We start from the raw sequence: 21,755 nt of genomic DNA, 5'->3' as shown, positions 1-21,755 counted from the left end.
CACGCTACCCGGCGAGCCCGAGCGCCCGCGCGATCACGAGCAGTTGCACCTCGGTCGTCCCCTCGCCGATCTCGAGGATCTTCGAGTCGCGATAGTGCCTGGCGACGGGGAACTCGTCCATGAAGCCGTTGCCGCCGAAGATCTGGGTCGCGTCGCGCGCATTGTCCATCGCGGCCTCCCCCGCCACGAGCTTCGCGATCGCCGCCTCCTCGCCGAAGGACTTCCCGGCATCCCGCAGCCGCGCGGCGTGATGCCAGGCGAGCCGCGCGGTGTGCACTCGAGCACGCATGCGTGCGAGCGTGAACTGGGCGTTCTGGCGGGTGCTGAGCGCGGCGCCGAACACGGTGCGGCTGCGCGCGTAGGCCGTCGCCTGCTCGAGACATCCCTCCGCGGCCCCCGTGGAGAGAGCGGCGATCGCGACGCGCCCCTCGTCGAGGATGCTGAGAAAGTTCGCGAACCCGCGCCCCTCCTCGCCGAGCAGGTTCTGCTCCGGCACCCGAGCGTCGACGAAGGTCAGCGGATGCGTGTCCGAGGCCCGCCACCCGAGCTTGTCGTACGGTGGCTCGACCGTGAACCCTGGCGTCCCGTTCGGCACGACGATGGTCGAGATCTGCTTGCGACCGTCGCGCTCGCCGGTGACGGCCGTCACGGTCACGAACCTCGTGATCGGAGTGCCCGAGTTCGTGATGAACTGCTTCGCACCGTTGATCACCCACTCGCCGCCGTCGCGTCGGGCCGTCGTGCGGGTCGCCCCCGCGTCACTGCCCGCCTCCGGTTCGGTGAGTCCGAATCCGGCCAGGGCGCGTCCGGTGAGGAGGTCCGGCAGCAGTTCGGCGCGCTGCGCGTCGGTGCCGAACCGGAACACCGGCATGGCGCCGAGGCTGACGCCCGCTTCGAGGGTGATCGCGATCGATTGATCCACCCGGCCGAGCGCTTCGATGGCGATGCCGAGCGCCATCAGATCACCGCCCTGGCCGCCGACCTCTTCGGGGAACGGCAGGCCGAACAGTCCGAGCTCCCCCATCTGCCGGACGACATCCATGTTGAGCGTGTGCGTCCGGTCGGCCTCGTACGACTGCGGAGCGACGACGGTGTCGGCGAAGTCGCGCACCATCGCGGCGAGCTCGCGTTCTTCTTCGGTCAGGTCAGTCATGGTTCTCCTCCGCCTCGACGCGCGCGACCGGTTGGTCGCGTCGCACCTGATCGCCCTGCGCGACCAGGAGGTGCACCGTGCCGTCGTGCGGCGCGAGCACCGGGTGCTCCATCTTCATCGCCTCGATCGAGGCGATGATGTCTCCTGCGGACACCGGTGCGCCGTCGGCGACGTGCACAGCGACGACGCTGCCCGGCATCGGTGCTCGGACCTCCGGATGGGTCGCGAGGGCTTCGGGATGCTGAGCCGCCAGACGCTGATCCATGGCCTGGCGCCGGGTGAGCGGGCGCAGTCGGGCCGTGCGGCCGGCCTCGGAGACCCAGAGGGAGCCATCGGGTGCGAGCGCTGCTTCGACCGGAGCGCGTTTCGACTCCTCGCTGCGCTCGTCGCTCAAAGAGCGAGAGAAGGTGAACTCGTTCGCCCGGTCGGACTGGGTGGGTGCGGGTACGGGAACGCAGAGGACGTCGCCGTGGTCGGTCAGGAACGCGACGCCGCCGTCCCCGGCATCCTCACCGCTCAGCCGCCAGCCGGGCAGCGCGGCCCACACCTCTCCCCCGCGAGACGTGCTCTGCGAGGCGAAATGTGGTCTGCCGGGCTCGGTCCCACCGCGCAGAGTACGTCTCGCGGCCGCCAGCATGAGTGGGGACGGCGGCGCCGAGGCGAAGGGCAACAGCGTCTCGATGAGGCCGGTGTCCAGTTCGCCCACGACGACGCGCTCATCGCGGCACAATGCGCGCAGGAACGCGATGTTGGTCTCGACTCCGAGCACGACGGTCTGCGCGAGCGCCTCGTCCAGACGCGCGAGCGCTGTCGGACGGTCGTCGCCGTACGCGATGATCTTCGCGATCATCGGATCGTAGAACCCGGTGATCTCCGATCCCGTCTCGATCGCGGCATCCACCCGTACGCCTTCAGGAGCGACGAACCGCAGGACGTCCCCCGTCGAGGGCAGGAATCCCCGCTCCGGCGCCTCCGCATACACGCGTGCCTCGATCGCATGACCGCGAGCCCGCGGGATCGACGGCAGCGACTCGCCGGCCGCGATCCTCAGCTGCAGTTCGACGAGATCCAGGCCGGTGACCGCCTCGGTGACGGGATGCTCGACCTGCAGACGCGTGTTCATCTCGATGAAGTACACCTCGTCCGCGGCATCCGCATCGATGAGGAACTCCACCGTCCCTGCACCGACGTAGTCGACGCTCGCGGCGACGCGCACGGCCTCGCCCCAGAGCCGCTGCCTGAGAGGTTCCGGGATGCCGGGCGCCGGCGCCTCCTCGATGACCTTCTGATGCCGGCGCTGCAGGGTGCACTCGCGTTCGCCGATCGCGACGACCTTCCCGTGCGTGTCGCCGAACACCTGGACCTCGAGATGACGGGGCCGGCCGATGAGACGCTCCAGCACCAGCGCGTCGTCGCCGAAGGATGCCGCGGCCACCCGGCGCGCCGAACTCAACGCCGACGCCAGACCACCGGCAACCCGCACGATCTCCATGCCCTTGCCGCCGCCGCCGGCGCTGGGTTTGACGAGCAGCGGGTATCCGATCCCGGCCGCATGGACGGCGATCTCGGCATCCGAGAGCCCCGCCGCATCGAATCCGGGGACCACCGGTACACCGCGCTCGGAGACGTGCGCACGAGAGCGCGCCTTGTCGCCCATGATCTCCAGCGCTCTGACGTCCGGACCGATGAACACCAGACCTTCCGCTGCGCACGCCTCCGCGAGGGCGACGCTCTCGGAGAGGAACCCGTATCCGGGATGAACGGCCTCGGCGCCGCTCTCACGCGCGGCCGTCATGATCGCCTCCACGCGGAGGTAGGAGTCGGCCGCCGAGGACGGACCGATCCACACGGCATCATCGGCCTCCCGGACGTGCGGGGCACCGGCATCCGCGTCGGAGAACACCGCGATGCTGCGGATGCCGAGCGCGCGAAGGGTGCGGATGATCCGGCGGGCGATCTCGCCGCGGTTCGCGACCAGGACGGAGGAGAACACGGGCATCACATCCGGAAGACGCCGAAGCCCGGCGCGGGCAGTGGGGTACGGGACACGACATCCAGCGCGAGTCCGAGCAGGTCGCGGGTGCGATCAGGATCGACGATGCCGTCGTCCCACAATCGCGCTGTGGCGTAGTAGGGCTCGCCCTGACTCTCGTACTGGGCGCGGATGGGCTCCTCGAACGCCGACCGCTCTTCAGGAGTCCACGACTCGCCGCGTGCCGCGAGCTGATCCTCTTTCACCGTCGCCAGCACGGAAGCCGCCTGAGTGCCGCCCATGACCGAGATCCGGCTGGCGGGCCAGGTCCACAGGAACCGGGGCGAGTACGCCCGCCCGCACATCGAGTAATTCCCGGCACCGAAGGACCCTCCGATGATCACGGTGAGCTTGGGCACGCGGGTCGTCGCGACGGCCGTGACCATCTTCGCGCCGTCCTTCGCGATGCCGCCGGCCTCGGCATCCGACCCCACCATGAAGCCGGTGATGTTCTGCAGGAACAGGAGCGGGATGCCGCGCTGATCGCAGAGCTCGATGAAATGCGCACCCTTGAGCGCCGACTCGCTGAACAGGACGCCGTTGTTCGCGATGATGCCCACCGGGTGGCCGTGCAACCGGGCGAACCCCGTCACCAGGGTCATGCCGTAGTCGGGCTTGAACTCCAGCCAGGATCCGCCGTCGATCAACCGGACGATGACCTCGTGCACGTCATAGCCAGCGTTCACATCGACCGGGACGACGTCGTAGAGACTGCCGCTCTCCGCCGGTGGCATGGACGGGCCGACCTCCCACGCCGGCTCGGGTGCGACGGGTAGCGTCGCCACGATGTCGCGGAGGATCTCCAACGCGTGCTCGTCGTCCTCGGCGAGATGGTCGACCACGCCGGAGCGGCGGGCATGCAGCTCTCCCCCGCCGAGCTCCTCGGCGGACACGATCTCGCCGATGGCGGCCTTCACGAGCGGCGGTCCCCCCAGGAAGATGGTGCCCTGCCCGCGCACGATCACGCTCTCATCGCTCATGGCCGGAACGTAGGCGCCACCTGCTGTGCAGGAGCCGAGCACCGCAGCCAGCTGCGGGACGCCGGCGGCGGACAGCCGTGCCTGGTTGAAGAAGATGCGCCCGAAGTGATCGCGGTCGGGGAAGACCTCGTCCTGCTTGGGCAGGAAAGCACCGCCCGAGTCGACCAGATACAGGCACGGCAGTCGATTCTCGAGAGCGATCTCCTGGGCACGGAGGTGCTTCTTGACCGTCATCGGCAGATAGCTGCCGCCCTTGACCGTCGCGTCGTTGCACACGACCATGACGTGGCGTCCGTGCACGAGACCGATGCCAGCGATGACGCCGGCACCTGGGACTTCGGAGTCGTACATGCCTTCCGCAGCCAGCGGCGCCACCTCGAGGAAAGGACTGCCCTCGTCCAGCACGCGGGCGACCCTCGTGCGCGGCAGCAGCTTGCCCCGTTCGACATGCCGGCGGCGCGAGGCCTCCGGACCCCCGAGCGCCGCGTGCGCGAGTCGCTCGCGCAACTGTTCGGCGAGCTCGCGCTGCGTCTGTGCCACCGTGATGTCCTCCTCGACCCACGAAAACTGGTGCCCGACCATGCGGGTCGGTTAGTGTTCACTAACCCGTTCATTTAGGTTAGCGAGCATTAACTGAGATGACAACCCCGATCACGGCGCGCGATCGCGCCAAGGCCGAGCGCTCCGGTGCCCTGCTGACGGCTGCCGCGACGCTGTTCGCCGACCGCGGCTTCTCCGGCGTGAGCCTGGAGGACATCGGCGCCGCCGTGGGCGTCTCCGGCCCAGCGGTCTACCGTCACTTCGCGGGAAAGCAGGCACTCCTGGGCGCCCTGCTGGTGGGTGTCAGCCGTGACCTGGTCACCGGCGGAACGGTGGTCTCGGATGCGGCGTCCGGCGACGAGGACCGGATCCGCGCGCTCATCCGATTCCACGTCGACTTCGCCCTCGCTCACGCTGACGTCATCCGCGTACAGGATCGCGATCTCGCACACCTGTCGGACGTCGACCGCGCCGACGTGCGTCGCCTTCAGCGCGACTACATCGACCTGTGGATGACGGCGCTCGCCGCGCTGCGCTCGGTGGGGACCGATGAGCTCCGCCTTCGGGTGCAGGCGGGATTCGGCCTGATCAACTCGACCCCGCACAGCACTCGCTCGGCCGCCCGCAGTCAGGCCGCCACCGCCGCCGTCCTCACGGACATGGCATACGCGGCGCTGACGGCCTGACGTTCCTCCGGCCGGTCAGGCCATCAGCATCGCGCGCCCCGGCTCCTGCAGGATGTCGGCGACGTCCTTGAGGAACCGCGCGCCTTCGGCTCCGTCCACGACGCGGTGGTCGAAGGACAGACTCAGCGTCATCACCTGACGCACCGCCAGCTCGCCCTGGTGCACCCACGGCTGCGGGCGCACAGCCCCCACTGCGAGGATGCCGGACTGCCCCGGCGGAAGGATCGGCGTACCAGCGTCGATCCCGAACACGCCGATGTTCGTGATCGAGAAGGTCCCGCCGGCGAGTTCGGCCGGTGACGTGCGCCCCGATCGTGCGGTGTCGGTGAGTGCCGAGAGTGCGTCGGCGAGGCCGATCAGCGACATCCGCTCGGCATCTCTGATGTTCGGGACGATCAGCCCGCGCTCGGTCGCGGCGGCGATGCCGAGATCGACGTAGTGATGCTGCACGATCTCCCCGGCCTCGCCATCCCACCGGGAGTTGAGCCCCGGCGTTCGTCCCAGCGCGAGGCACACCGCCTTGGCGATGACCACGAGCGGGCCGATCCGATGTCCTGCAAGCGCGCGGTCCCCGCGCAACGACGCGATGAGCTCCATGGTCGCGGTGACGTCGACCGTGTGGAAGCAGGTCACGTGCGGCGCGGTGAAGGCGCTTTGGACCATCGCCTCCGCGGTGTGCTTTCGAACGCCGCGGATCGGAATCCTCGTCTCGCGCTCGCCCTGGGCGGATGCCGCGACCGGTGCACCCGCATCAGGCCGTACGCCGGCAGAATCGGGCGCCACGCGCTCGGCGTACGCATCGACATCCGCCCTGGTGATCGGCCGATCGCCGACCTCGGCGGCGACCAGGACGAGGTCGACGCCGAGCCGCTTGGCGTGTGCGCGCACAGGCGGCGTCGACCGCGGCCGCTCCCCCTGAACCGTCTCGACCGGCCCGGTCGGGAGAGCATCGTGCGGTGCGGCCTCGAGCACCGCGGTGTCGATGGCGGGCGCCGCGGTCCCTGCGGCGCGGCGTGCACGCCGCGCTGGTCGCGCTCCGCCGGACGGCGCGGCGCCATAGCCGACCAGGTTCGCCTGGGTGGCCGGTTCGGCACCGGATGCCGTCTCATCGGCATCCGGTGCCGAACCCGTGTCGCCCTCGATGTCGAAGGCGATCAACGGCGCCCCCACGGCGACCGTGTCGCCTGCCGCTGCGTGCAGCGTCGCGACGACGCCGTCGTACGGCGACGGGAGCTCGACGATCGCCTTGGCGGTCTCGACTTCGGCGAGCGTCTGATTGAGCGCCACGGTGTCGCCCGGCGCCACGAGCCACTGCACGATCTCTGCCTCGGTGAGTCCCTCACCGAGGTCTGGAAGTCGGAAATCGGTGGTCATGCGCCCGCCTCCGTCATGCTGTTCGGCCGGTCGAGGACGCGGTCGACGGCGTCGAGGATCCGGTCCAGATCCGGGAGATGATGCTTCTCGAGCTTCGCCGGCGGATACGGGATGTCGTGCCCTGTGACCCGCAACGGCGGCGCCTCGAGGTATTCGAAGCAGCGCTCGGTGACGCTCGCGATCACCTCGGCGGCGACGCCCGCCTCTCGGGATGCCTCGTGCGCAACGACGACGCGGCCGGTGCGACGCACGGACGCCGCGACAGTGTCGTAGTCGACCGGGGACAGCGAACGCAGGTCGATCACCTCGAGGTCGATGCCGTCCTCCTCGGCGGCGGCCGCGGCATCCAGAGCGGTGGAGACCATCGCCCCGTACGTCAGCACGGTGGCGTCCGACCCCCGGCGCACGACCTGGGCGAGGCCCATCGGAACGGTGTCGGCGAGCGGTGCGTCCAGATCGACATCGCCCTTGTGGTGGTACAGCCGCTTGGGCTCGAAGAAGATCACCGGGTCGTCGCTCGCGATCGCCTGGCGCAGGCACCGGTACGCGTCCTCGGGGTTCGACACCGCGACCACCCTGAGTCCGGCCGTGTGCACGAAGTACGCCTCCGGCGACTCGGAGTGATGCTCGGCAGCCCCGATGCCGCCGGCCCACGGGATGCGGATCGTGATCGGCATCTTCACGCGCCCCTGCGTGCGATAGTGCAGCTTGGCGACCTGCGAGACGATCTGATCGAACGCCGGATAGACGAAACCGTCGAACTGGATCTCGACCACCGGGCGGTATCCGCGGAACGCCAGCCCGACCGCGGTGCCGACGATGCCGGATTCCGCGAGAGGGGTATCGATGACTCGCGCGGCTCCGAACTCGTCGATGAGCCCGTCCGTGATGCGGAAGACGCCTCCGAGGCGGCCGATGTCCTCGCCGAGGATCACGACCTTGTCGTCGTCGCGCATGGCCTGCGCGAGACCCGCGCCGAGTGCCTTGCCCAGTGTCATCTCGGTCATCTCACGCCTCCTGATCGAACGAGTTCAGGTAGGCCGCATACGCATCGCGCTCGCGGGCGAGCCCGGTGTGCGGCTCGGCGTACACGCCGTCGAAGACCGCGAGCGGCTCGCGGGTCACCATTCCGATGCACGCGGCACGCATCTCGCGCGCCGCGGTGTCCGCCTCGGCCTGAGCGGCCGCGATCTGCGCGTCGTCGAGTTCTCCACGCGCGGTCAGGTGCGCCTCCAGCCGGGCGATCGGGTCGCGCGTGCGCCATGCCTCGAGCTCTGCCGGGTCGCGATACCGCGTCGGGTCATCCGCCGTCGTGTGCGGGCCCATCCGGTAGGTGACCGCTTCGATGAACGCGGGGCCCTTGCCGCTGCGCGCGTGCTCGAGCGCCCAGCGCATGGCCGCCAGGCACGCGAGGACGTCGTTGCCGTCGACGCGGAGGCTCGGGATGCCGAAGGCGGGCGCACGCCCGGCGATCGGATAGCGCGACTGCACGGATACCGGCTCGGAGATCGCCCAGTGGTTGTTCTGGCACACGAACACGGCGGGAACTCCGTAGGACGACGCGAAGATCATGGCCTCGTTGACGTCGCCCTGGCTGGTCGCACCGTCGCCGAAGTACGCGACGGCCACCTCGTCGGTCTGCTCGCGCTGAATGCCCATGGCATAACCCACGGCGTGCAGGCTCTGCGCGCCGATGATGATCTGCATGGGCGCGCAGCGCAGACGCTCCGGGTCGTAGGCCGCTCCCTCCTCTCCTCGCCAGGTGCGAACGAAGTCGGCGGGCTGCGCACCACGCGCCAGGATGACGCCGGTCTCGCGGTAGCTGGGGAACACGAAGTCCTGCGGTGCGAGTGCGCGCGCGGTGCCGATCTGCGCGGCCTCCTGCCCCTGGCACGGCGCCCACAGTCCGAGCTGGCCCTGACGCTGCAGCGCGAAGCCCTCGGCGTCGATGCGGCGCAGCACGACCATGTCGCGGTGCAGCGCCCGCAGCCCCGCGGCGTCCACATCTGCCACGAAGCGGTCCAGATCGGGGTGCGTCAGACGGGTGCCGTCCGGAGCGATCAGGCGCTCGACGAGATCGAGGTCCTGATCGGTATCGGTGATCGGAGTGGTCTGCGGTGACATCTTCGTCCTCCTCGGTCGCGTCACCCCTCGTGGGGGCGCTGCTGCACGGCGCCGACATCGTCATCGGCTTCTTCGAGGCTACGTCCGGTGATCACCTCGCTCAAGCATCTTCGAGCGCATTGAGCATGTTGCACGTTCTCGGCCCGGACGACGCTGCTACGGTTGAGCACTATGTCAACCCTGGACCGTATCGATCTCGAGCTTCTGACCGTTCTCGCCGATGATCCGCGCGCCACGATCGTCGCGCTCGCCGAGCGACTGGGGCTGTCCCGCAACACGATCCAGGCTCGGATGTCCCGGCTGGAGCAGACCGGCGTGCTGCTGTCCTACGAACGCGCCTACTCGCCGGAGGTGCTCGGATTCCCGTTGCAGGCCTTCATCAGCATCGGCCTGCGTCAGACGGAGCTCCCCCGGATCACCACCGAACTCGCGCGCATCCCCGAGATACTGCAGGTGCACGGGCTGAGCGGATCCATCGATCTGCTCGCGCGCGTGGCCTGCCGTGACGCACGACACCTGTTCGACACGGACGCGCGCATCCTGTCGATCGAGGGCGTCGAGCGCACCGAGACCTCGCTCGCGATGGGCGAGGTGATCCCCTATCGGGTTGCCGGCCTCATCGGCCTCGCACGGCGGGAAGCCTGAGGAAGCGGCGGATCGCGCCGGCCGCTTCGGCCGGCGTCTCGTAGTGGATCAGGTGCCCGACGTCGGCGATCTCGACGATCTCGGCGTCCGGGAAGGTCGTCGCGAGGCGCCGCTCGGCTTCGATCGGCGTGATGTCGTCCTGTTGCGCGGCGACCAGGAGCGTCGGTGTCGTGATTCCGGGTGCGAATTCGCGGACATCGTGCGACACGCTGGCGACGAACGCGTCCTTGAGCACGTCGCGGTCGGCGAAACGCGAGAAGTACGTGTCGTGCTGCTCGTGAATGAATCGGCGCAGCTCGGGATCGCGGGTCTTCGCCATCGTGATGCTCATGACCCGCACGATCAGTCGATTGCGCAGCAGGGCGGTGCCGAGCCGCTCGGGCAGCTTCGCACCGAGGGCGTAATAGAGCACGGCGAGCCGCGTCATCAGGCCCTTGGGGCCCTCCAGCGCCGGAGCGCCGATCGGATTGATCAGAATCAGTTGCGGCGTCTCCAGCCCGCGAGCGACGGCGGCCGACGCCACGATGGAACCGAACGAGTGGCCGAGTATCACCGCTCCGGGGGCGACGCTGCGGGCGAACTCGGTCAGCCAATCGGCGTACCGCTCGAGATCGTGCGCACCACCGGGCAGCGGCGCCGTCTCGCCGAAACCGGGCAGGTCGGGCGCGATCACGCGAAGATCGGGCAGATACGCCAGCACGGGTTCGAGCCCGTGATGCTCGCCGCGGAAGCCGTGGACGGCGATGACGGTCGGGGCGTCCGCATCCCCCGGGTCTCCGTACTCCCAGTACGCTGTCGTCCCGCCGCCCACCGTCGCCTCGAGGCGCCGTACGGGCAGGGCGTTCAGTCGGTCGGCGTACGGCGAAGGCATGATTCCGAGTCTACGGGCGCCCCGGCACGGAGAGTCTCCACGCCGATGTCGGAGCCTGGTTCTACCGTGAACAGCATGACCGACGAGACCATGCTTCCCGACTGGCTCACACGCGTCGGCGTCTTCGATCTCGAGACCACCGGCGTCGACGTCAGCACCGACCGCATCGTCACGGCGCACGTGGGTGTGCTCGATGCCAAGGGTCGACAGATCGCGGCACGCTCCTGGATCGCCGACCCCGGCATCCCGATCCCGGACGGCGCCGCAGCGATCCACGGATTCACCACCGAGCGCGTCCGACGCGACGGACGTCCGTCGGCGGAGGTCGTCGCCGAGATCGCCGGTTCTCTGCGAGCACTGCTCACGCAGGGGGTGCCGGTCGTCGCGTACAACGCGTCGTACGATTTCTCGCTGCTGTTCCACGAATGCCTGCGCCACGGCATCGAGCCGCTGCAGGACCCGTCCCCCGTGATCGACCCGCTCGTCATCGACAAGGCCGTCGACCGGTACCGCCGTGGGAAGCGGACGCTCGAGGTCGTGGCCGAGCACTATTCGGTGACGCTGGACGGCGCGCACGAGGCATCGGCCGACGCGATCGCTGCAGGCCGCGTCGCGCAGGCGCTCGCTCGCCGATTCGACCTCCCCCCGTCGGCATCCGAACTGCACACGCAGCAGATCGGATGGGCGCGCACGCAGGCGGAGAGCCTCACGGAGTACTTCATCAGCATCGGGCGCATCGACTCCGAAACGACGATCGACGGCACGTGGCCGGTGCGAGATGGCGCGGCATCCTCCTGACGAGGGATGCCGGGCGGATGCGATCTGCCTAGGCTGAACGCGTGACCGACTTCCTGGGCTGGATGACCGTCGCGGTGGTGTTCGGGATGATCCCTGTGCTGCTGTATACGGGAATGCGCCATGTCTTCTCGCGCAAGCCGGTCGAGGAGAAGTACCAGGGCATGGCAGCCGGCGGTCTCGTCGGCGTCTTCGATGCCGTCTGGTCGCCGAGCGCGCACGAGGCGAGCCAGGAGCGCGACAGGCAGCAGCGGGCTTCCATCCCTGCGCCCACTCCCGACAAGGGACCCGGCGTGATGGGCGCCGACGGTCGCATCGTCATCGAGGTCGATGAGGACTGAGCCCACCGACGACAAAGGTCCCGGCTCCAACGTGGAGCCGGGACCTTCGCGGGAAGCTGCTTACTTGCTGCCGCCGAAGCCCTTGAAGCGCTGGTTGAACTTCTCGACGCGTCCGGCCGAGTCCATGATGCGCTGCTTGCCCGTGTAGAACGGGTGCGAGGCGGAGGAGATCTCGACGTCGATGACGGGGTACTCCACGCCGTCCAGCTCGATCGTCTTGTCGCTCGACACCGTGGAACGGGTCAGGAACGTCTCGCCCGAGCCGAGGTCGCGGAACACGACAGCCTGGTAGTCGGGGTGAATGTCAGTCTTCATGGGATTCCTTACGTGGCGCCCTGGATTGTGCCAGGGACGAGGGAAGTCTGTGGGTGCTGATGCACCAAGGATCGAGTTTAGCAGATCATGCGGCGCGGGCCGCATAGCGGCCGCCATCCGCGTTCAGCACGATCGGCAGACCGAAGGTCGCCGTCAGCGTCTCGGATGTGAGTGCCTCGGCGATCGGTCCTTGCGCGACGACGGCACCGTCCCGCACGAGCAGTACATGCGTGAACCCCACCGGAATCTCTTCCACGTGGTGGGTGACCATCACCATCGCCGGCGTCGTCGGCGACGAGGCGTAGCCGCTCAGCAGCGCGAGCAGCTCCTCTCGCGAACCGAGGTCGAGCGACGCGGTCGGCTCGTCCAGCAGGAGCAGCTCCGGGTCGGTCATGACCGCGCGGGCGATCTGCACCCGCTTCTGCTCTCCGTCGCTCAGCGAGCCGAACAGGCGATCGGCGAGGTGATCGAGCTTCCACTCGCCGAGCACGCGCAGCGCGCGCCGCTCGTCGATGTTCTCGTACTCCTCGTTCCAGCGGCCCATGACGGAATACGCCGCGGTGAGCACAGCGTTGATCACTGTCTCGTCGCGAGGAATGCGCTTGGCCATCGCGGACGAGGCGAACCCGATGCGCGGGCGCACCTCGAACAGATCGCTCTTGCCGAGCGTCTCTCCCAGCACGGTGACCGTCCCCGACGTGGGGTGCAGGAGCGTGTCCGCCAGTTGCAGCAGCGTGGTCTTGCCCGCCCCGTTGGGGCCGAGCACGGCCCAGCGCTCGTCGTCCGCGACCTGCCAGGTCACATGATCGACGATGTTCCGACCATCACGGCGCACGACGACATCGGTGAGATCCAGGGCACTCGGCATGCCTTCAGCCTAACGTCTCAGCCGGCGAGCTCTCGGTAGAGCGCACGCGTGGTGTCGGCAATGGCGTCCCAGCTGAACTGCGTGCGGGCGCGCTCGCGACCGGCAGCGCCGTACTCCTTCGCTCGCCGCGGGTTTCCGGTGACCTCGGCGAGCACCGCGGCGAGATCCGCGATGTAGCGGTCAGGATCGACCGGCGTGCCGGTGCCGTCCTGGAGCTGCTCGATCGGCACCAGCCGTCCGGTGACGCGGTCGTCGACGACCTCCGGGATGCCACCGGTCGCGGTACCGACGACAGCGGCGCCGCACGCCATGGCCTCGAGGTTCACGATCCCGAGCGGCTCGTACACGGACGGACACACGAACGTCGTCGCTGCGGTGAGGATCGCTGAGAGTTCGGCGCGAGGCAGCATCCGCTCGATCCAGATCACCCCGTCGCGGGTCTGCTGGAGTCGACGAACGCCTTCCTGCACCTCGGCCATGATCTCGGGAGTGTCCGGTGCCCCGGCGCACAGCACGACCTGCACGTCCCGCGGAAGCTCGGCGACAGCGCGCAGCAGATACGGCAGTCCCTTCTGACGCGTGATCCGGCCGACGAAGACGACGGACGGCCGAGCAGGGTCCATGCCGATGCTCGTCAGGAATCCGGCATCCTCGACGGGATGCCAGGCATCCACGTCGATGCCGTTGTGGATCACGCGCACCCTGGCCGGGTCGACCTGCGGGTAACTGCGCAGGATGTCTGCGCGCATACCGGCGCTCACCGCCACGATCGCGGCCGCGTTCTCGTAGGCGAGGCGTTCGATGCCGCTGGAGACCGCGTAGCCGCCACCGAGCTGCTCGGCCTTCCACGGGCGCAACGGCTCCAGGCTGTGCGCGGTGAGGACGTGTGGGATGCCGTGCAGCTGCGAGGCGATGTGCCCGGCGAAGTTGGCGTACCAGGTGTGCGAATGGACCAGGTCCGCCCCGGCGATGTCGCCGACCATGCTGAGGTCGGTCCCGAGCGTCTGGATCGCGGGGTTCGCTGCGGCGAGTTCCGCCGGAGCGCGATAGGACGTCACCGCGGTCTCGGAGCGGTCGGCGCCGAAAGCGCGGACCTGCACGTCGATGCTGCGACGCAGCGCCGAGACGAGCTCGGTGACGTGCACACCGGCCCCACCGTAGATCTCCGGCGGGTATTCCTTCGTGATCATGTCGACGCGCATGTCTGAACGCTAGTACAGCGACGCTTTCGGGATCTATGGTGGAGCCATGGCGGTCCCCAAGAAGGTTTTCGGCATCATCCTCGCCGGCGGCGAGGGCAAGCGACTCATGCCCCTCACGGCGGATCGAGCGAAACCGGCGGTGCCGTTCGGCGGACAGTACCGCCTGATCGACTTCGCGATCTCGAACCTGATCAATTCGGGGCTGAGACAGGTCGTCGTACTGACGCAGTACAAGTCCCACAGTCTCGACCGTCACATCTCGCAGACGTGGCGGATGTCCGCGCTGCTGGATTCGTACGTCACGTCGGTGCCTGCGCAGCAGCGCCTCGGGAAGCGATGGTTCTCGGGTTCGGCCGACGCCATCCTGCAGAGTCTCAACCTCATCAACGACGAGAAGCCGGACATCGTGGTCGTGATCGGTGCCGATCACGTCTATCGGATGGATTTCCGGCAGATGGTCAAGGCGCACGTCGCGTCCGGCGCGAAGGCGACCGTCGCCGGCATCCGCCAGCCGCTCGCACTGGCCAATCAGTTCGGAGTGATCGATGCGGATCCGGACGGATCCGGTCGTATCCGCGCCTTCCTCGAGAAGCCGACGGACATCGAGGGTCTCGCCGATTCGCCGCACGAGGTGCTCGCCTCGATGGGCAACTACATCTTCGACACGGATGCCCTCATCGCAGCCGTCGAGGCGGACGGCGAGCTTCCGACCTCCGGGCACGACATGGGCGGCGACATCGTCCCGTACTTCGTTCAACGCGGCGAAGCCGGCTACTACGACATGAAGCAGAACGACGTTCCCGGGTCCTCGCCGCGCGACCGGGCGTACTGGCGCGACGTCGGCACGATCGATTCGTTCTTCGACGCGCACATGGACCTGATCTCCACACTGCCCGTGTTCAACCTCTACAACACGGCGTGGCCGATCCGCACGCAGAGCGTGAACGCTCCCCCGGCGAAGTTCGTCCGCGATGCCGTGGGTCGTATCGGAAACACCATCGACTCGATCGTGTCGCTGGGTTCGGTGCTCTCCGGTACGCATCTGGAGCGCAGCGTGGTCGGCCCCGGCACACTGGCCGGCGGCGGGTCGACCATCACGGACTCGGTGCTGTTCGATCAGGTCCACGTCGGCCAGGGAGCGCGCATCCATCGCGCCGTGCTGGACAAGCACGTGATCCTCGACGACGGCGCGACGGTCGGCGTCGACAGGGAGCGCGACATCGCCCGCGGATTCACGGTCACGGAGTCCGGGATCACGGTGGTCGGAAAGGGCATCCGGATCGAGCGCTGAGCGGGTCGGAGCGAACAGCCGGCTCGCGCGTGTGCCCTAGGCTTTCACGCGTGAGTTCCGCGCGCTTCCTCGTCGTCCTCGATGCCGATTCCACCCTCATCCGCAACGAGGTGATCGAACTCCTCGCCGACGAAGCCGGGCGGCGCGCCGAAGTCCAGGCCGCCACCGAGGCCGCGATGCGCGGCGAGGTGGACTTCGCTGCGAGCCTGCGCTCGCGCGTGCAGGCTCTCACGGGAGTGCCGACATCGGCGTTCGCACGCGTGCGCGCCCGTATCGAACCGACCCCTGGTGTGCGGGAGCTGACCGCGGCCGTGCACGAACGCGGCGGAGTCGTCGGCGTCGTCTCGGGCGGGTTCCACGAGATCCTCGACCACATCGCGCCTGACCTGGGCGTCGACCGATGGCGGGCGAACCGTCTCGAAGTCGACGACGACGCACTCACCGGGCTCGTCGACGGCGAGATCGTGGATGCCGCGGCGAAGGCCGCGTCGCTTCAGCAGTGGGCCGCAGAACTGGATGTCCCCGACCGCGCCACGATCGCCATCGGCGACGGCGCGAACGACCTGCGGATGATGGCCGTCGCTGGACTCGGTCTCGCATTCAACGCGAAGCCGGCGGTGCGCGAGCAGGCGAGTCTGGTGATCGCGCCGGTCGACCTGCGTGAGGTCATTCCGCTGCTTCCCTAGTCGCCGAGGCTCGAGGCCACGATCTAGCGCCATGTCGGTGGCCTCGATTACCGTCGGGACATGGACATCATCCTGGTACCTGGCCTCTGGTTGGACGCGTCGTCGTGGGACGAGGTGACACCTGCGCTCACTGCCGCCGGCCACCGTGTGCATCCCTTGAGCATGCCCGGCCTCGGCGCACCGGCCACGGCGTCGGGCGACATCGGCATGGCGGCATGGATCGACGCGGTGGTCGAACGGATCGACGAGCTCACTGGTCGCGTCGTGCTGGTGGGTCACTCCGGCGGCGGGAACGTCGTGTGGGGCGCGGCCGACGCCCGAGCCGATCGCGTCGCCCGCGTCGTCCTCGTCGACAGCGCGCCGCCTGCGCCGGGCTTCGGGATCTCGGAGTTCGACGTCGTCGACGGTGTCGTACCGTTCCCCGGCTGGGACTTCTTCCCCGACGACGACGTGTCCGATCTCACTCCTGAGATCCGAGAGCGAACGGCGCCGATGACCCAGAGTGTGCCCGGCCGCGTGCCCACCGATCCGATCTCCCTCAGCGGCGACCGTCACCGCGTACCCATCACGATGCTGATGGGTTCGATGGATCGGTCCGCGTTCGAGGCCGAGCTCGAGAACTGGCCGCCCTTCGCAGACGAGTACCGCGCCATCGAGGACGCCACGGTGGTCCGCATCGGGTCCGGCCATTGGCCGCAGTTCAGCGTGCCGGATCGGCTGGCGCAGCTGATCCTGGATGCGGTGGCCGAATCCTCCTGATGTCCGGGGTCAGTGCCCCATGCCCAGGCCGCCGTCGACCGGGATGACGGCGCCCGAGATGTAGGCGGCATCGTCGCCCGCGATCCAGGTCACGACGCCGGCGACCTCGTCGGCGGTCGCGAAGCGGCCGGCCGGGATGTTCGCCTTGTACTGCTTCTGCGTCTCCTCCGGCAGCTCGGCCGTCATGTCGGTCTCGATGAACCCGGGGGCGACGACGTTCGCTGTGATGCCTCGTCCGCCGAGTTCGCGGGTCAGCGATCGCGCGAAGCCGACGAGCGCGCTCTTGGACGCCGCGTAGTTGATCTGTCCGGCGGATCCGTACAGACCCACGACGCTGGAGATGAGGATGACACGGCCGAAGCGCGCGCGCAGCATGCCCTTCGAAGCGCGCTTGACGACGCGGAACGAGCCGCCGAGGTTCGTCGAGACGACGCTGTCGAAGTCATCCTCCGTCATGCGCAGAAGCAGCGTGTCCTTCGTGATGCCGGCATTCGCCACGACGATCTCGACAGGTCCGAGCGTGTTCTCCACCGCGGTGAAGGCCGCATCGACGGCCGCGGCATCCGTGACGTCCGCCCGGACCGTGAGCGTGCCCTCCGGTCCTTCCCCGCTGCGGGCGGTCACCGCCACGCGATAGCCGTCGCGCACGAAGCGCTCGGCGATGGCGCGTCCGATGCCGCGGTTTCCTCCGGTGACCAGGACGACGCGTCCTTCGCTCATGTGTCAGCACTCCAGCTCGTTCGATCTCGGGCGTTGGCCATCCTATCGGGGCGTTTGACACCGGGCAGATGCGACTGCGAGCCTGTCCCTGACGAAAGGCACACCGTGAGCGACAACAGCATCCCCACTCCGCCTCCCGCACCGGAGACGCAGCCGCCGGGTCTGCCGTATCCCGGCACCGCCGTGCCTGCGCAGTACGGTCAGCCTGCCGCCGGGTCCGCGATGGTGCCGGCATCCGGGTACCCCGCCAACGGCTATGTCGCGCCCCAGCACACGGCGCCCGGATACGCAGCCCCCGGCTACGCGGCCCCCGGCTATGGCGCCCCGGTCTATGCGCCGCGCCCGAACAGCGGGTTGGCGATCACGTCGCTCGTCTGCGGCATCGCCGGCCTTGTACTCGCCGCGTTCCTGTTGCCCCTGATCGCTTCGGTCGTCGCGGTGATCACCGGCCACATGAGCCTCAGCCAGATCAAGAGCAACCCGGCTCTCGGCGGAAAGGGCCTCGGCATCACGGGGCTCGTGCTGGGTTACGCCGGCCTCGCTGTCCTGCTCATCATGATCGTGGTGTTCGTCTTCTCGCTGCTGGTCTTCGGGTCGCTCAGCTTCCTGCCGTTCTTCTTCATGTGACCTGCCTCGCGCGCACGGCGGCCGGAGAGCGCATCACGGCACCGATGCCTGCTGACGCGGCGTAGGCTTGATGCATCGTGAAACGCTCCCGTGACGCCGCATCCGTCACCTCGCTTCCGCAGGCGCCGAAGGTCGAGGCTGACTCGCGCACGCGCCGATACCTCATCTCGATGAGCATCAGGATGGTGTGCTTCGCACTGACCCTCTTCGTGACACCGTACGGGTGGTACACCTGGGTCTTCGCGATCGCCGCCGCCGTGCTGCCCTACATCGCCGTCGTCGGCGCGAATGCCGGCAGCGACAGCACCGTGACGCGCGCCGAGTCGCCGCGACAGGCCCTGGATGCCTCGCCCTCCGCACCGGACGTCGGGCCGGCACAGCCGACGGTCATCCGTGTCAGCGAGCACGGGCGGAACACCGAGTCGTGACGGATCTGGAATGCTCGCGCGCCGGATGCCGCAGCCCCGCGACGCATCAGGTCGTCTGGCGCAATCCACGGATCCACGCGGCCGATCGCGAGAAGATCTGGCTCGCGTGCGATGAGCACGTCGGGTTCCTGAGCGACTATCTGCGCGCTCGCGACTTCCCCGTGACCGTCCGCCCGGAGGTGCCGCAGTGAGCCGGTTCACGCGCTGGAGTCTCTATGTGGTCGTCGCGATCGGCTTCGCCGTCGCGTGCGCCTTTCTCTCGCAGTGGCAGTTCGATCGCAGCGAGAGCCGCAGCGCGGAACTGGAACTCATCGAGCGCAACTACGACGCCGATCCTGTGCCGCTCGACGATCTGATCGGGTCGGACGACACGCTCGATCCGCAGAACGAGTGGCGCCCCGTCGCACTCGAGGGCGAATACCTGACCGATGAGCAGGTTCTGGTCCGCAATCGACCGCACGGCGGCACGAGTGCGTTCGAAGTGCTCGTTCCGTTCCGCGACGCCGGCGGGCGCATCCTCATCGTCGACCGTGGATGGGTGCCGCCCGGAGAGGGCGAGTCCCCGGACGCCGTGCCGGCACCGCCCTCGGGCGAGGTCGAGATCGTCGTCCGACTGCGCCCCACCGAAGCCCTGCCGTCCTCCGGGCGGGGCGCTCCGGAGGGGCAGGTGCCCACGATCCATGTCCCGACTCTCGCTGACCGGCTCACCGAAGACGGGACGATCACGACGGCGTACGGTCAACTGGTGAGCGAATCACCGGCGGCAGAACCCCTCGGCGGTTTCGACAGGCCGACCGCGGATCCCGGGATGAACCTGTCGTATGCGATCCAGTGGATCCTGTTCGCGATCATGGGGTTCGTCTTCATCGGCTACATCATCCGAACCGAGATCACGAAGCATCGCGAAGAGGTCGAGGGGCGACCCGCGACGCCGAAGAAGGTTCGCCGTCGTGACAAGGACGCGGATGCCGAGGATGAGCTGCTCGACGCGGCGCGCTGAGCGCATCCCGGCGACGGTCAGACCATCTCGAGGAGCTCGGACAGCGACGCGATCTGCTCGGTGCCTGACACGTGCTGGTGTCCGCCGGCGAAGTGGACGAAGCGCGTGCCCAGCTCCGCGGCGATCTCCTGATCGTGATTGGTATCGCCGATGAGGAGAATCCGCTCTGGCGGGATGCCTGCAGCGCGCACCCATCCGGCGATCACGGCATCTTTCGACGCTGCGTAGACGTCGCCGATGCCCAGCACATCCTCGAAGTGCGACGCGAGGCCATGCGGACGCATCTGTTCGGCAAGCACGGCCGTCAGCGTCGCCGAGGCCAGCACCTGGCGCACTCCCCTGTCCGCGATGCCCTGCAGCGTAGCCCGTGCATCCTCGTGCAGCGTCGCCGACGCGATCCGCCCGGGCAGGAGGCCGAGGTACTCGTCCGCAGCGTCAGGGAACTCGTCGGCATCGATCCCGACCGACGCATAGAAATCGCGGATCGGGAAGCGGAACCGTGCGCGGTACTCCCCCCGCGTGAGGACCGGCTCCCGCCCTCGCCGCACCAGCACCTCGTTCATGGTGCGGTGGCAGATGTCGACATCGTCGAGCAGTGTGCCGTTCCAGTCCCAGCAGACCGCGTCGATCGTGTGATCACCCATCTCTCGACACTAGCTCCGGCATCCGACACGGCACGCGCCGGATCGGACCCCGAAACCGCTCAGGCGAGCTCGATGAGCTCCTGGTACTCCTGGTTCCAGATGTCCTCGACGCCGTCCGGCAGAATCAGCACCCGCTCGGGGTTCAGCGACTGCACTGCACCGGGGTCGTGCGAGACGAGCACGACTGCGCCCTCGTAGTGCGCGAGCGCGTCGAGGATCTCCTCGCGCGACGCGGGGTCGAGGTTGTTCGTCGGCTCATCGAGCAGAAGCAGGTTCGCCGAGGAGACGACGAGCGTCGCGAGTGACAGACGGGTCTTCTCACCACCGGAGAGGACACCGGCGGGCTTGAGTACGTCATCACCCGTGAACAGGAACGATCCGAGCACCCGGCGCGCCTCGGTCTCAGTGATGTGCGGGGCGGCCGAGACCATGTTCTCGAGCACCGAGCGCGAGACGTCGAGGTTCTCGTGCTCCTGCGCGTAGTAGCCCACCTTGAGTCCGTGGCCCGGCTCGAGCTGCCCGGTGTCCGGCTCGTCCACTCCGGCGAGCATGCGCAGCAGCGTGGTCTTTCCCGCGCCGTTGAGTCCGAGGACGACGACCTTCGATCCGCGGTCGATCGCGAGGTCGACGTCGGTGAAGATCTCCAGCGACCCGTAGGACTTGGACAGCCCTGAGGCCATCAGCGGTGTCTTGCCGCACGGGGCCGGCTTCGGGAACCGCAGCTTGGCGACGCGGTCCACCTGGCGCACATCCTCCAGCCCGGCCAGCAGCTTCTCGGCACGAGCGACCATCTGGTGCGCCGCGGCGGCCTTCGATGCCTTCGCTCCGAAGCGCGCCGCCTGCTGCTGCAGGGTCGTCGCCTTCTTCTCGGCGTTGGCGCGCTCCTTCTTGCGACGCTCCTCGTCGGCGGCACGCTGACGGAGGTAGTTCTTCCAGTTCATGTTGTAGGCGTCGATGATCTGGCGGTTGGCGTCCAGATAGAACACCCGGTTGACCGTCTCGCCGACGAGCTCCACATCGTGGCTGATCACGATCAGCCCGCCCTTGTAGTTCTTGAGGAACTCGCGCAGCCACACGACGCTGTCCGCGTCGAGGTGGTTGGTCGGCTCGTCGAGGATCATGGTGTCCGCATCCGAGAACAGGATGCGCGCCAGTTCGATGCGCCGGCGCTGACCGCCCGAGAGCGTCTTCAGCGGCTGATCGAGGATGCGATCGGGCAGCGACAGGTTGTTCGCGATCGACGCTGCCTCGGCCTCCGCCGCGTACCCGCCCTGGCCCTCGAACTGCTCGGTCAGCCTGGCGTAGCGCTTCATCGCCTTGTCCGCCACTGCCTGGTCGTCCGAGCCCATGGCGACCGTGGCCTCGGCCATGCCGAGCGCGAGCGATCCGAGACCTCGAGCGTCCAGGATGCGGGTGCGCGCGAGCATCTCTGGGTCGCCGGTGCGAGGGTCCTGCGGCAGGTAGCCGAGCTCGCCGGACCGGGTCACGCTGCCGCCGGACGGCAGCACGTCGCCGGCGAGGACCTTCGTCAGGGTGGTCTTGCCTGCGCCGTTGCGGCCGACCAGACCGATCTTGTCGCCGTCGGAAACGCGGAACGAGACGTTCTCCATCAGCAGGCGCGCGCCAACGCGGATCTCGAGTTCGTGCACGGCAAGCACAGCGGACGTCCGTTTC

General features: G+C 68.5%; 24 protein-coding genes. 11 read left to right on the top strand and 13 right to left on the bottom strand.

Annotation, left to right across the window (positions count from 1 at the left end; genetic code table 11):
• Positions 1-4 precede the first annotated feature (4 nt).
• From AC3ANJ_RS08715 to AC3ANJ_RS08705, 3 genes are read right to left on the bottom strand one after another with little or no spacing between them, the layout of a single operon-like run.
• A complete protein-coding gene (locus AC3ANJ_RS08715) occupies positions 5-1,153 on the bottom strand; it encodes an acyl-CoA dehydrogenase family protein (protein WP_406245357.1) in 1,149 nt (382 codons plus the stop codon).
• On the bottom strand, positions 1,146-3,152 hold the full coding sequence (locus AC3ANJ_RS08710; protein WP_488319119.1) for an acetyl/propionyl/methylcrotonyl-CoA carboxylase subunit alpha: 2,007 nt from the start codon (positions 3,150-3,152) through the stop codon (positions 1,146-1,148). Before AC3ANJ_RS08710 ends, AC3ANJ_RS08715 begins: the two co-directional genes overlap by 8 nt.
• Entirely contained in the window at positions 3,152-4,747 is a 1,596-nt protein-coding gene (locus AC3ANJ_RS08705) for a carboxyl transferase domain-containing protein (RefSeq protein ID WP_488319118.1), read from the bottom strand. Before AC3ANJ_RS08705 ends, AC3ANJ_RS08710 begins: the two co-directional genes overlap by 1 nt.
• 56 nt (positions 4,748-4,803) lie before the next feature.
• On the opposite strand from AC3ANJ_RS08705, the gene AC3ANJ_RS08700 reads away from it, so the two are divergent.
• Positions 4,804-5,391: a TetR/AcrR family transcriptional regulator gene (locus AC3ANJ_RS08700; protein ID WP_488319117.1), complete on the top strand. Its 588-nt coding sequence runs from the start codon at positions 4,804-4,806 to the stop codon at positions 5,389-5,391.
• Positions 5,392-5,406: 15 nt separating this feature from the next.
• Here AC3ANJ_RS08700 and AC3ANJ_RS08695 read toward each other — a convergent pair whose 3' ends face one another.
• From AC3ANJ_RS08695 to pdhA, 3 genes are read right to left on the bottom strand one after another with little or no spacing between them, the layout of a single operon-like run.
• The gene (locus AC3ANJ_RS08695; protein ID WP_488319116.1) at positions 5,407-6,765 is read right to left on the bottom strand and encodes a dihydrolipoamide acetyltransferase family protein; all 1,359 of its coding nucleotides are present in this window, start codon (positions 6,763-6,765) and stop codon (positions 5,407-5,409) included.
• Complete coding sequence (locus AC3ANJ_RS08690; RefSeq protein ID WP_488319115.1) at positions 6,762-7,772, bottom strand: alpha-ketoacid dehydrogenase subunit beta; 1,011 nt, start codon at positions 7,770-7,772, stop codon at positions 6,762-6,764. The genes AC3ANJ_RS08695 and AC3ANJ_RS08690 overlap by 4 nt, the downstream gene beginning before the upstream one ends.
• A 1-nt stretch (position 7,773) precedes the next feature.
• Positions 7,774-8,889: a pyruvate dehydrogenase (acetyl-transferring) E1 component subunit alpha gene (gene pdhA / locus AC3ANJ_RS08685; protein ID WP_488319114.1), complete on the bottom strand. Its 1,116-nt coding sequence runs from the start codon at positions 8,887-8,889 to the stop codon at positions 7,774-7,776.
• A gap of 171 nt (positions 8,890-9,060) precedes the next feature.
• On the opposite strand from pdhA, the gene AC3ANJ_RS08680 reads away from it, so the two are divergent.
• Positions 9,061-9,534 (top strand): Lrp/AsnC family transcriptional regulator, encoded by a 474-nt coding sequence (locus AC3ANJ_RS08680; protein ID WP_406245365.1) that lies wholly within the window; start codon positions 9,061-9,063, stop codon positions 9,532-9,534.
• Here the strand turns inward: AC3ANJ_RS08680 and AC3ANJ_RS08675 are convergent.
• Entirely contained in the window at positions 9,506-10,405 is a 900-nt protein-coding gene (locus AC3ANJ_RS08675; protein ID WP_488319113.1) for an alpha/beta fold hydrolase, read from the bottom strand. The genes AC3ANJ_RS08680 and AC3ANJ_RS08675 overlap by 29 nt on opposite strands.
• Positions 10,406-10,450: 45 nt before the next feature.
• On the opposite strand from AC3ANJ_RS08675, the gene AC3ANJ_RS08670 reads away from it, so the two are divergent.
• Positions 10,451-11,203 (top strand): exonuclease domain-containing protein, encoded by a 753-nt coding sequence (locus tag AC3ANJ_RS08670; RefSeq protein ID WP_488319112.1) that lies wholly within the window; start codon positions 10,451-10,453, stop codon positions 11,201-11,203.
• A 41-nt stretch (positions 11,204-11,244) separates the two neighbouring features.
• Entirely contained in the window at positions 11,245-11,541 is a 297-nt protein-coding gene (locus AC3ANJ_RS08665) for a hypothetical protein (RefSeq protein ID WP_488319111.1), read from the top strand.
• Positions 11,542-11,601: 60 nt separating this feature from the next.
• On the opposite strand, the gene AC3ANJ_RS08660 is transcribed toward AC3ANJ_RS08665, so the two are convergent.
• The 3 genes from AC3ANJ_RS08660 to glgA all read right to left on the bottom strand — a co-directional run bounded on the left by AC3ANJ_RS08660 (position 11,602) and on the right by glgA (position 13,926).
• The gene (locus AC3ANJ_RS08660) at positions 11,602-11,856 is read right to left on the bottom strand and encodes a type B 50S ribosomal protein L31 (protein ID WP_179438025.1); all 255 of its coding nucleotides are present in this window, start codon (positions 11,854-11,856) and stop codon (positions 11,602-11,604) included.
• Positions 11,857-11,941: 85 nt separating this feature from the next.
• A complete protein-coding gene (locus AC3ANJ_RS08655; protein WP_488319110.1) occupies positions 11,942-12,724 on the bottom strand; it encodes an ABC transporter ATP-binding protein in 783 nt (260 codons plus the stop codon).
• A 17-nt stretch (positions 12,725-12,741) separates the two neighbouring features.
• Entirely contained in the window at positions 12,742-13,926 is a 1,185-nt protein-coding gene (gene glgA / locus AC3ANJ_RS08650; protein ID WP_488319109.1) for a glycogen synthase, read from the bottom strand.
• A 46-nt stretch (positions 13,927-13,972) separates the two neighbouring features.
• Between glgA and AC3ANJ_RS08645 the strand changes: the two genes are divergently transcribed.
• The 3 genes from AC3ANJ_RS08645 to AC3ANJ_RS08635 are packed head-to-tail and all read left to right on the top strand — an operon-like array spanning position 13,973 to position 16,662.
• Positions 13,973-15,217 carry a glucose-1-phosphate adenylyltransferase gene (locus tag AC3ANJ_RS08645; RefSeq protein WP_488319108.1) on the top strand — a complete coding sequence of 415 codons (1,245 nt, stop codon included), beginning with the start codon at positions 13,973-13,975 and terminating at the stop codon, positions 15,215-15,217.
• Between the two features lie 50 nt (positions 15,218-15,267).
• Entirely contained in the window at positions 15,268-15,903 is a 636-nt protein-coding gene (serB, locus tag AC3ANJ_RS08640) for a phosphoserine phosphatase SerB (RefSeq protein WP_488319107.1), read from the top strand.
• A 60-nt stretch (positions 15,904-15,963) separates the two neighbouring features.
• Positions 15,964-16,662 (top strand): alpha/beta fold hydrolase, encoded by a 699-nt coding sequence (locus tag AC3ANJ_RS08635; protein ID WP_488319106.1) that lies wholly within the window; start codon positions 15,964-15,966, stop codon positions 16,660-16,662.
• Between the two features lie 9 nt (positions 16,663-16,671).
• On the opposite strand, the gene fabG is transcribed toward AC3ANJ_RS08635, so the two are convergent.
• Positions 16,672-17,382: a 3-oxoacyl-ACP reductase FabG gene (fabG, locus tag AC3ANJ_RS08630; RefSeq protein WP_488319105.1), complete on the bottom strand. Its 711-nt coding sequence runs from the start codon at positions 17,380-17,382 to the stop codon at positions 16,672-16,674.
• Between the two features lie 105 nt (positions 17,383-17,487).
• On the opposite strand from fabG, the gene AC3ANJ_RS08625 reads away from it, so the two are divergent.
• From AC3ANJ_RS08625 to AC3ANJ_RS08610, 4 genes are all read left to right on the top strand, one after another.
• On the top strand, positions 17,488-18,009 hold the full coding sequence (locus AC3ANJ_RS08625; RefSeq protein ID WP_488319104.1) for a DUF4190 domain-containing protein: 522 nt from the start codon (positions 17,488-17,490) through the stop codon (positions 18,007-18,009).
• Between the two features lie 77 nt (positions 18,010-18,086).
• Positions 18,087-18,437: a DUF3099 domain-containing protein gene (locus AC3ANJ_RS08620; protein WP_488319103.1), complete on the top strand. Its 351-nt coding sequence runs from the start codon at positions 18,087-18,089 to the stop codon at positions 18,435-18,437.
• On the top strand, positions 18,434-18,628 hold the full coding sequence (locus tag AC3ANJ_RS08615; RefSeq protein WP_488319102.1) for a hypothetical protein: 195 nt from the start codon (positions 18,434-18,436) through the stop codon (positions 18,626-18,628). The genes AC3ANJ_RS08620 and AC3ANJ_RS08615 overlap by 4 nt, the downstream gene beginning before the upstream one ends.
• Positions 18,625-19,437, top strand: coding sequence for an SURF1 family cytochrome oxidase biogenesis protein (locus tag AC3ANJ_RS08610; protein ID WP_488319101.1), 813 nt, complete (start codon positions 18,625-18,627; stop codon positions 19,435-19,437). The genes AC3ANJ_RS08615 and AC3ANJ_RS08610 overlap by 4 nt, the downstream gene beginning before the upstream one ends.
• A gap of 17 nt (positions 19,438-19,454) precedes the next feature.
• Here AC3ANJ_RS08610 and AC3ANJ_RS08605 read toward each other — a convergent pair whose 3' ends face one another.
• Together AC3ANJ_RS08605 and AC3ANJ_RS08600 are read right to left on the bottom strand one after the other, a co-directional pair.
• Positions 19,455-20,081, bottom strand: coding sequence for an HAD family hydrolase (locus AC3ANJ_RS08605; RefSeq protein WP_488319100.1), 627 nt, complete (start codon positions 20,079-20,081; stop codon positions 19,455-19,457).
• 59 nt (positions 20,082-20,140) lie between these two features.
• Complete coding sequence (locus AC3ANJ_RS08600) at positions 20,141-21,739, bottom strand: ABC-F family ATP-binding cassette domain-containing protein (protein WP_406245382.1); 1,599 nt, start codon at positions 21,737-21,739, stop codon at positions 20,141-20,143.
• Between the last annotated feature and the right edge of the window lie 16 nt (positions 21,740-21,755).

It is taken from the genome of Microbacterium sp. STRO-1N (genome assembly GCF_057748015.1).
The sequence above is the reverse complement of the archived record's forward strand: the minus strand, read 5'-3'. Positions and strand labels throughout refer to the sequence as shown.

Excerpts from the sequence above, each read along its gene's own strand:
- AC3ANJ_RS08715 (WP_406245357.1), bottom strand. The coding sequence starts at position 1,153 with ATGACTGACCTGACCGAAGAAGAACGCGAGCTCGCCGCGATGGTGCGC.
- AC3ANJ_RS08710 (WP_488319119.1), bottom strand. The coding sequence starts at position 3,152 with ATGCCCGTGTTCTCCTCCGTCCTGGTCGCGAACCGCGGCGAGATCGCC.
- AC3ANJ_RS08705 (WP_488319118.1), bottom strand. The coding sequence starts at position 4,747 with ATGGTCGGGCACCAGTTTTCGTGGGTCGAGGAGGACATCACGGTGGCA.
- AC3ANJ_RS08700 (WP_488319117.1), top strand. The coding sequence starts at position 4,804 with ATGACAACCCCGATCACGGCGCGCGATCGCGCCAAGGCCGAGCGCTCC.
- AC3ANJ_RS08695 (WP_488319116.1), bottom strand. The coding sequence starts at position 6,765 with ATGACCACCGATTTCCGACTTCCAGACCTCGGTGAGGGACTCACCGAG.
- AC3ANJ_RS08690 (WP_488319115.1), bottom strand. The coding sequence starts at position 7,772 with ATGACCGAGATGACACTGGGCAAGGCACTCGGCGCGGGTCTCGCGCAG.
- pdhA (WP_488319114.1), bottom strand. The coding sequence starts at position 8,889 with ATGTCACCGCAGACCACTCCGATCACCGATACCGATCAGGACCTCGAT.
- AC3ANJ_RS08680 (WP_406245365.1), top strand. The coding sequence starts at position 9,061 with ATGTCAACCCTGGACCGTATCGATCTCGAGCTTCTGACCGTTCTCGCC.
- AC3ANJ_RS08675 (WP_488319113.1), bottom strand. The coding sequence starts at position 10,405 with ATGCCTTCGCCGTACGCCGACCGACTGAACGCCCTGCCCGTACGGCGC.
- AC3ANJ_RS08670 (WP_488319112.1), top strand. The coding sequence starts at position 10,451 with ATGTCGGAGCCTGGTTCTACCGTGAACAGCATGACCGACGAGACCATG.
- AC3ANJ_RS08660 (WP_179438025.1), bottom strand. The coding sequence starts at position 11,856 with ATGAAGACTGACATTCACCCCGACTACCAGGCTGTCGTGTTCCGCGAC.
- AC3ANJ_RS08655 (WP_488319110.1), bottom strand. The coding sequence starts at position 12,724 with ATGCCGAGTGCCCTGGATCTCACCGATGTCGTCGTGCGCCGTGATGGT.
- glgA (WP_488319109.1), bottom strand. The coding sequence starts at position 13,926 with ATGCGCGTCGACATGATCACGAAGGAATACCCGCCGGAGATCTACGGT.
- AC3ANJ_RS08645 (WP_488319108.1), top strand. The coding sequence starts at position 13,973 with ATGGCGGTCCCCAAGAAGGTTTTCGGCATCATCCTCGCCGGCGGCGAG.
- AC3ANJ_RS08635 (WP_488319106.1), top strand. The coding sequence starts at position 15,964 with ATGGACATCATCCTGGTACCTGGCCTCTGGTTGGACGCGTCGTCGTGG.
- fabG (WP_488319105.1), bottom strand. The coding sequence starts at position 17,382 with ATGAGCGAAGGACGCGTCGTCCTGGTCACCGGAGGAAACCGCGGCATC.
- AC3ANJ_RS08605 (WP_488319100.1), bottom strand. The coding sequence starts at position 20,081 with ATGGGTGATCACACGATCGACGCGGTCTGCTGGGACTGGAACGGCACA.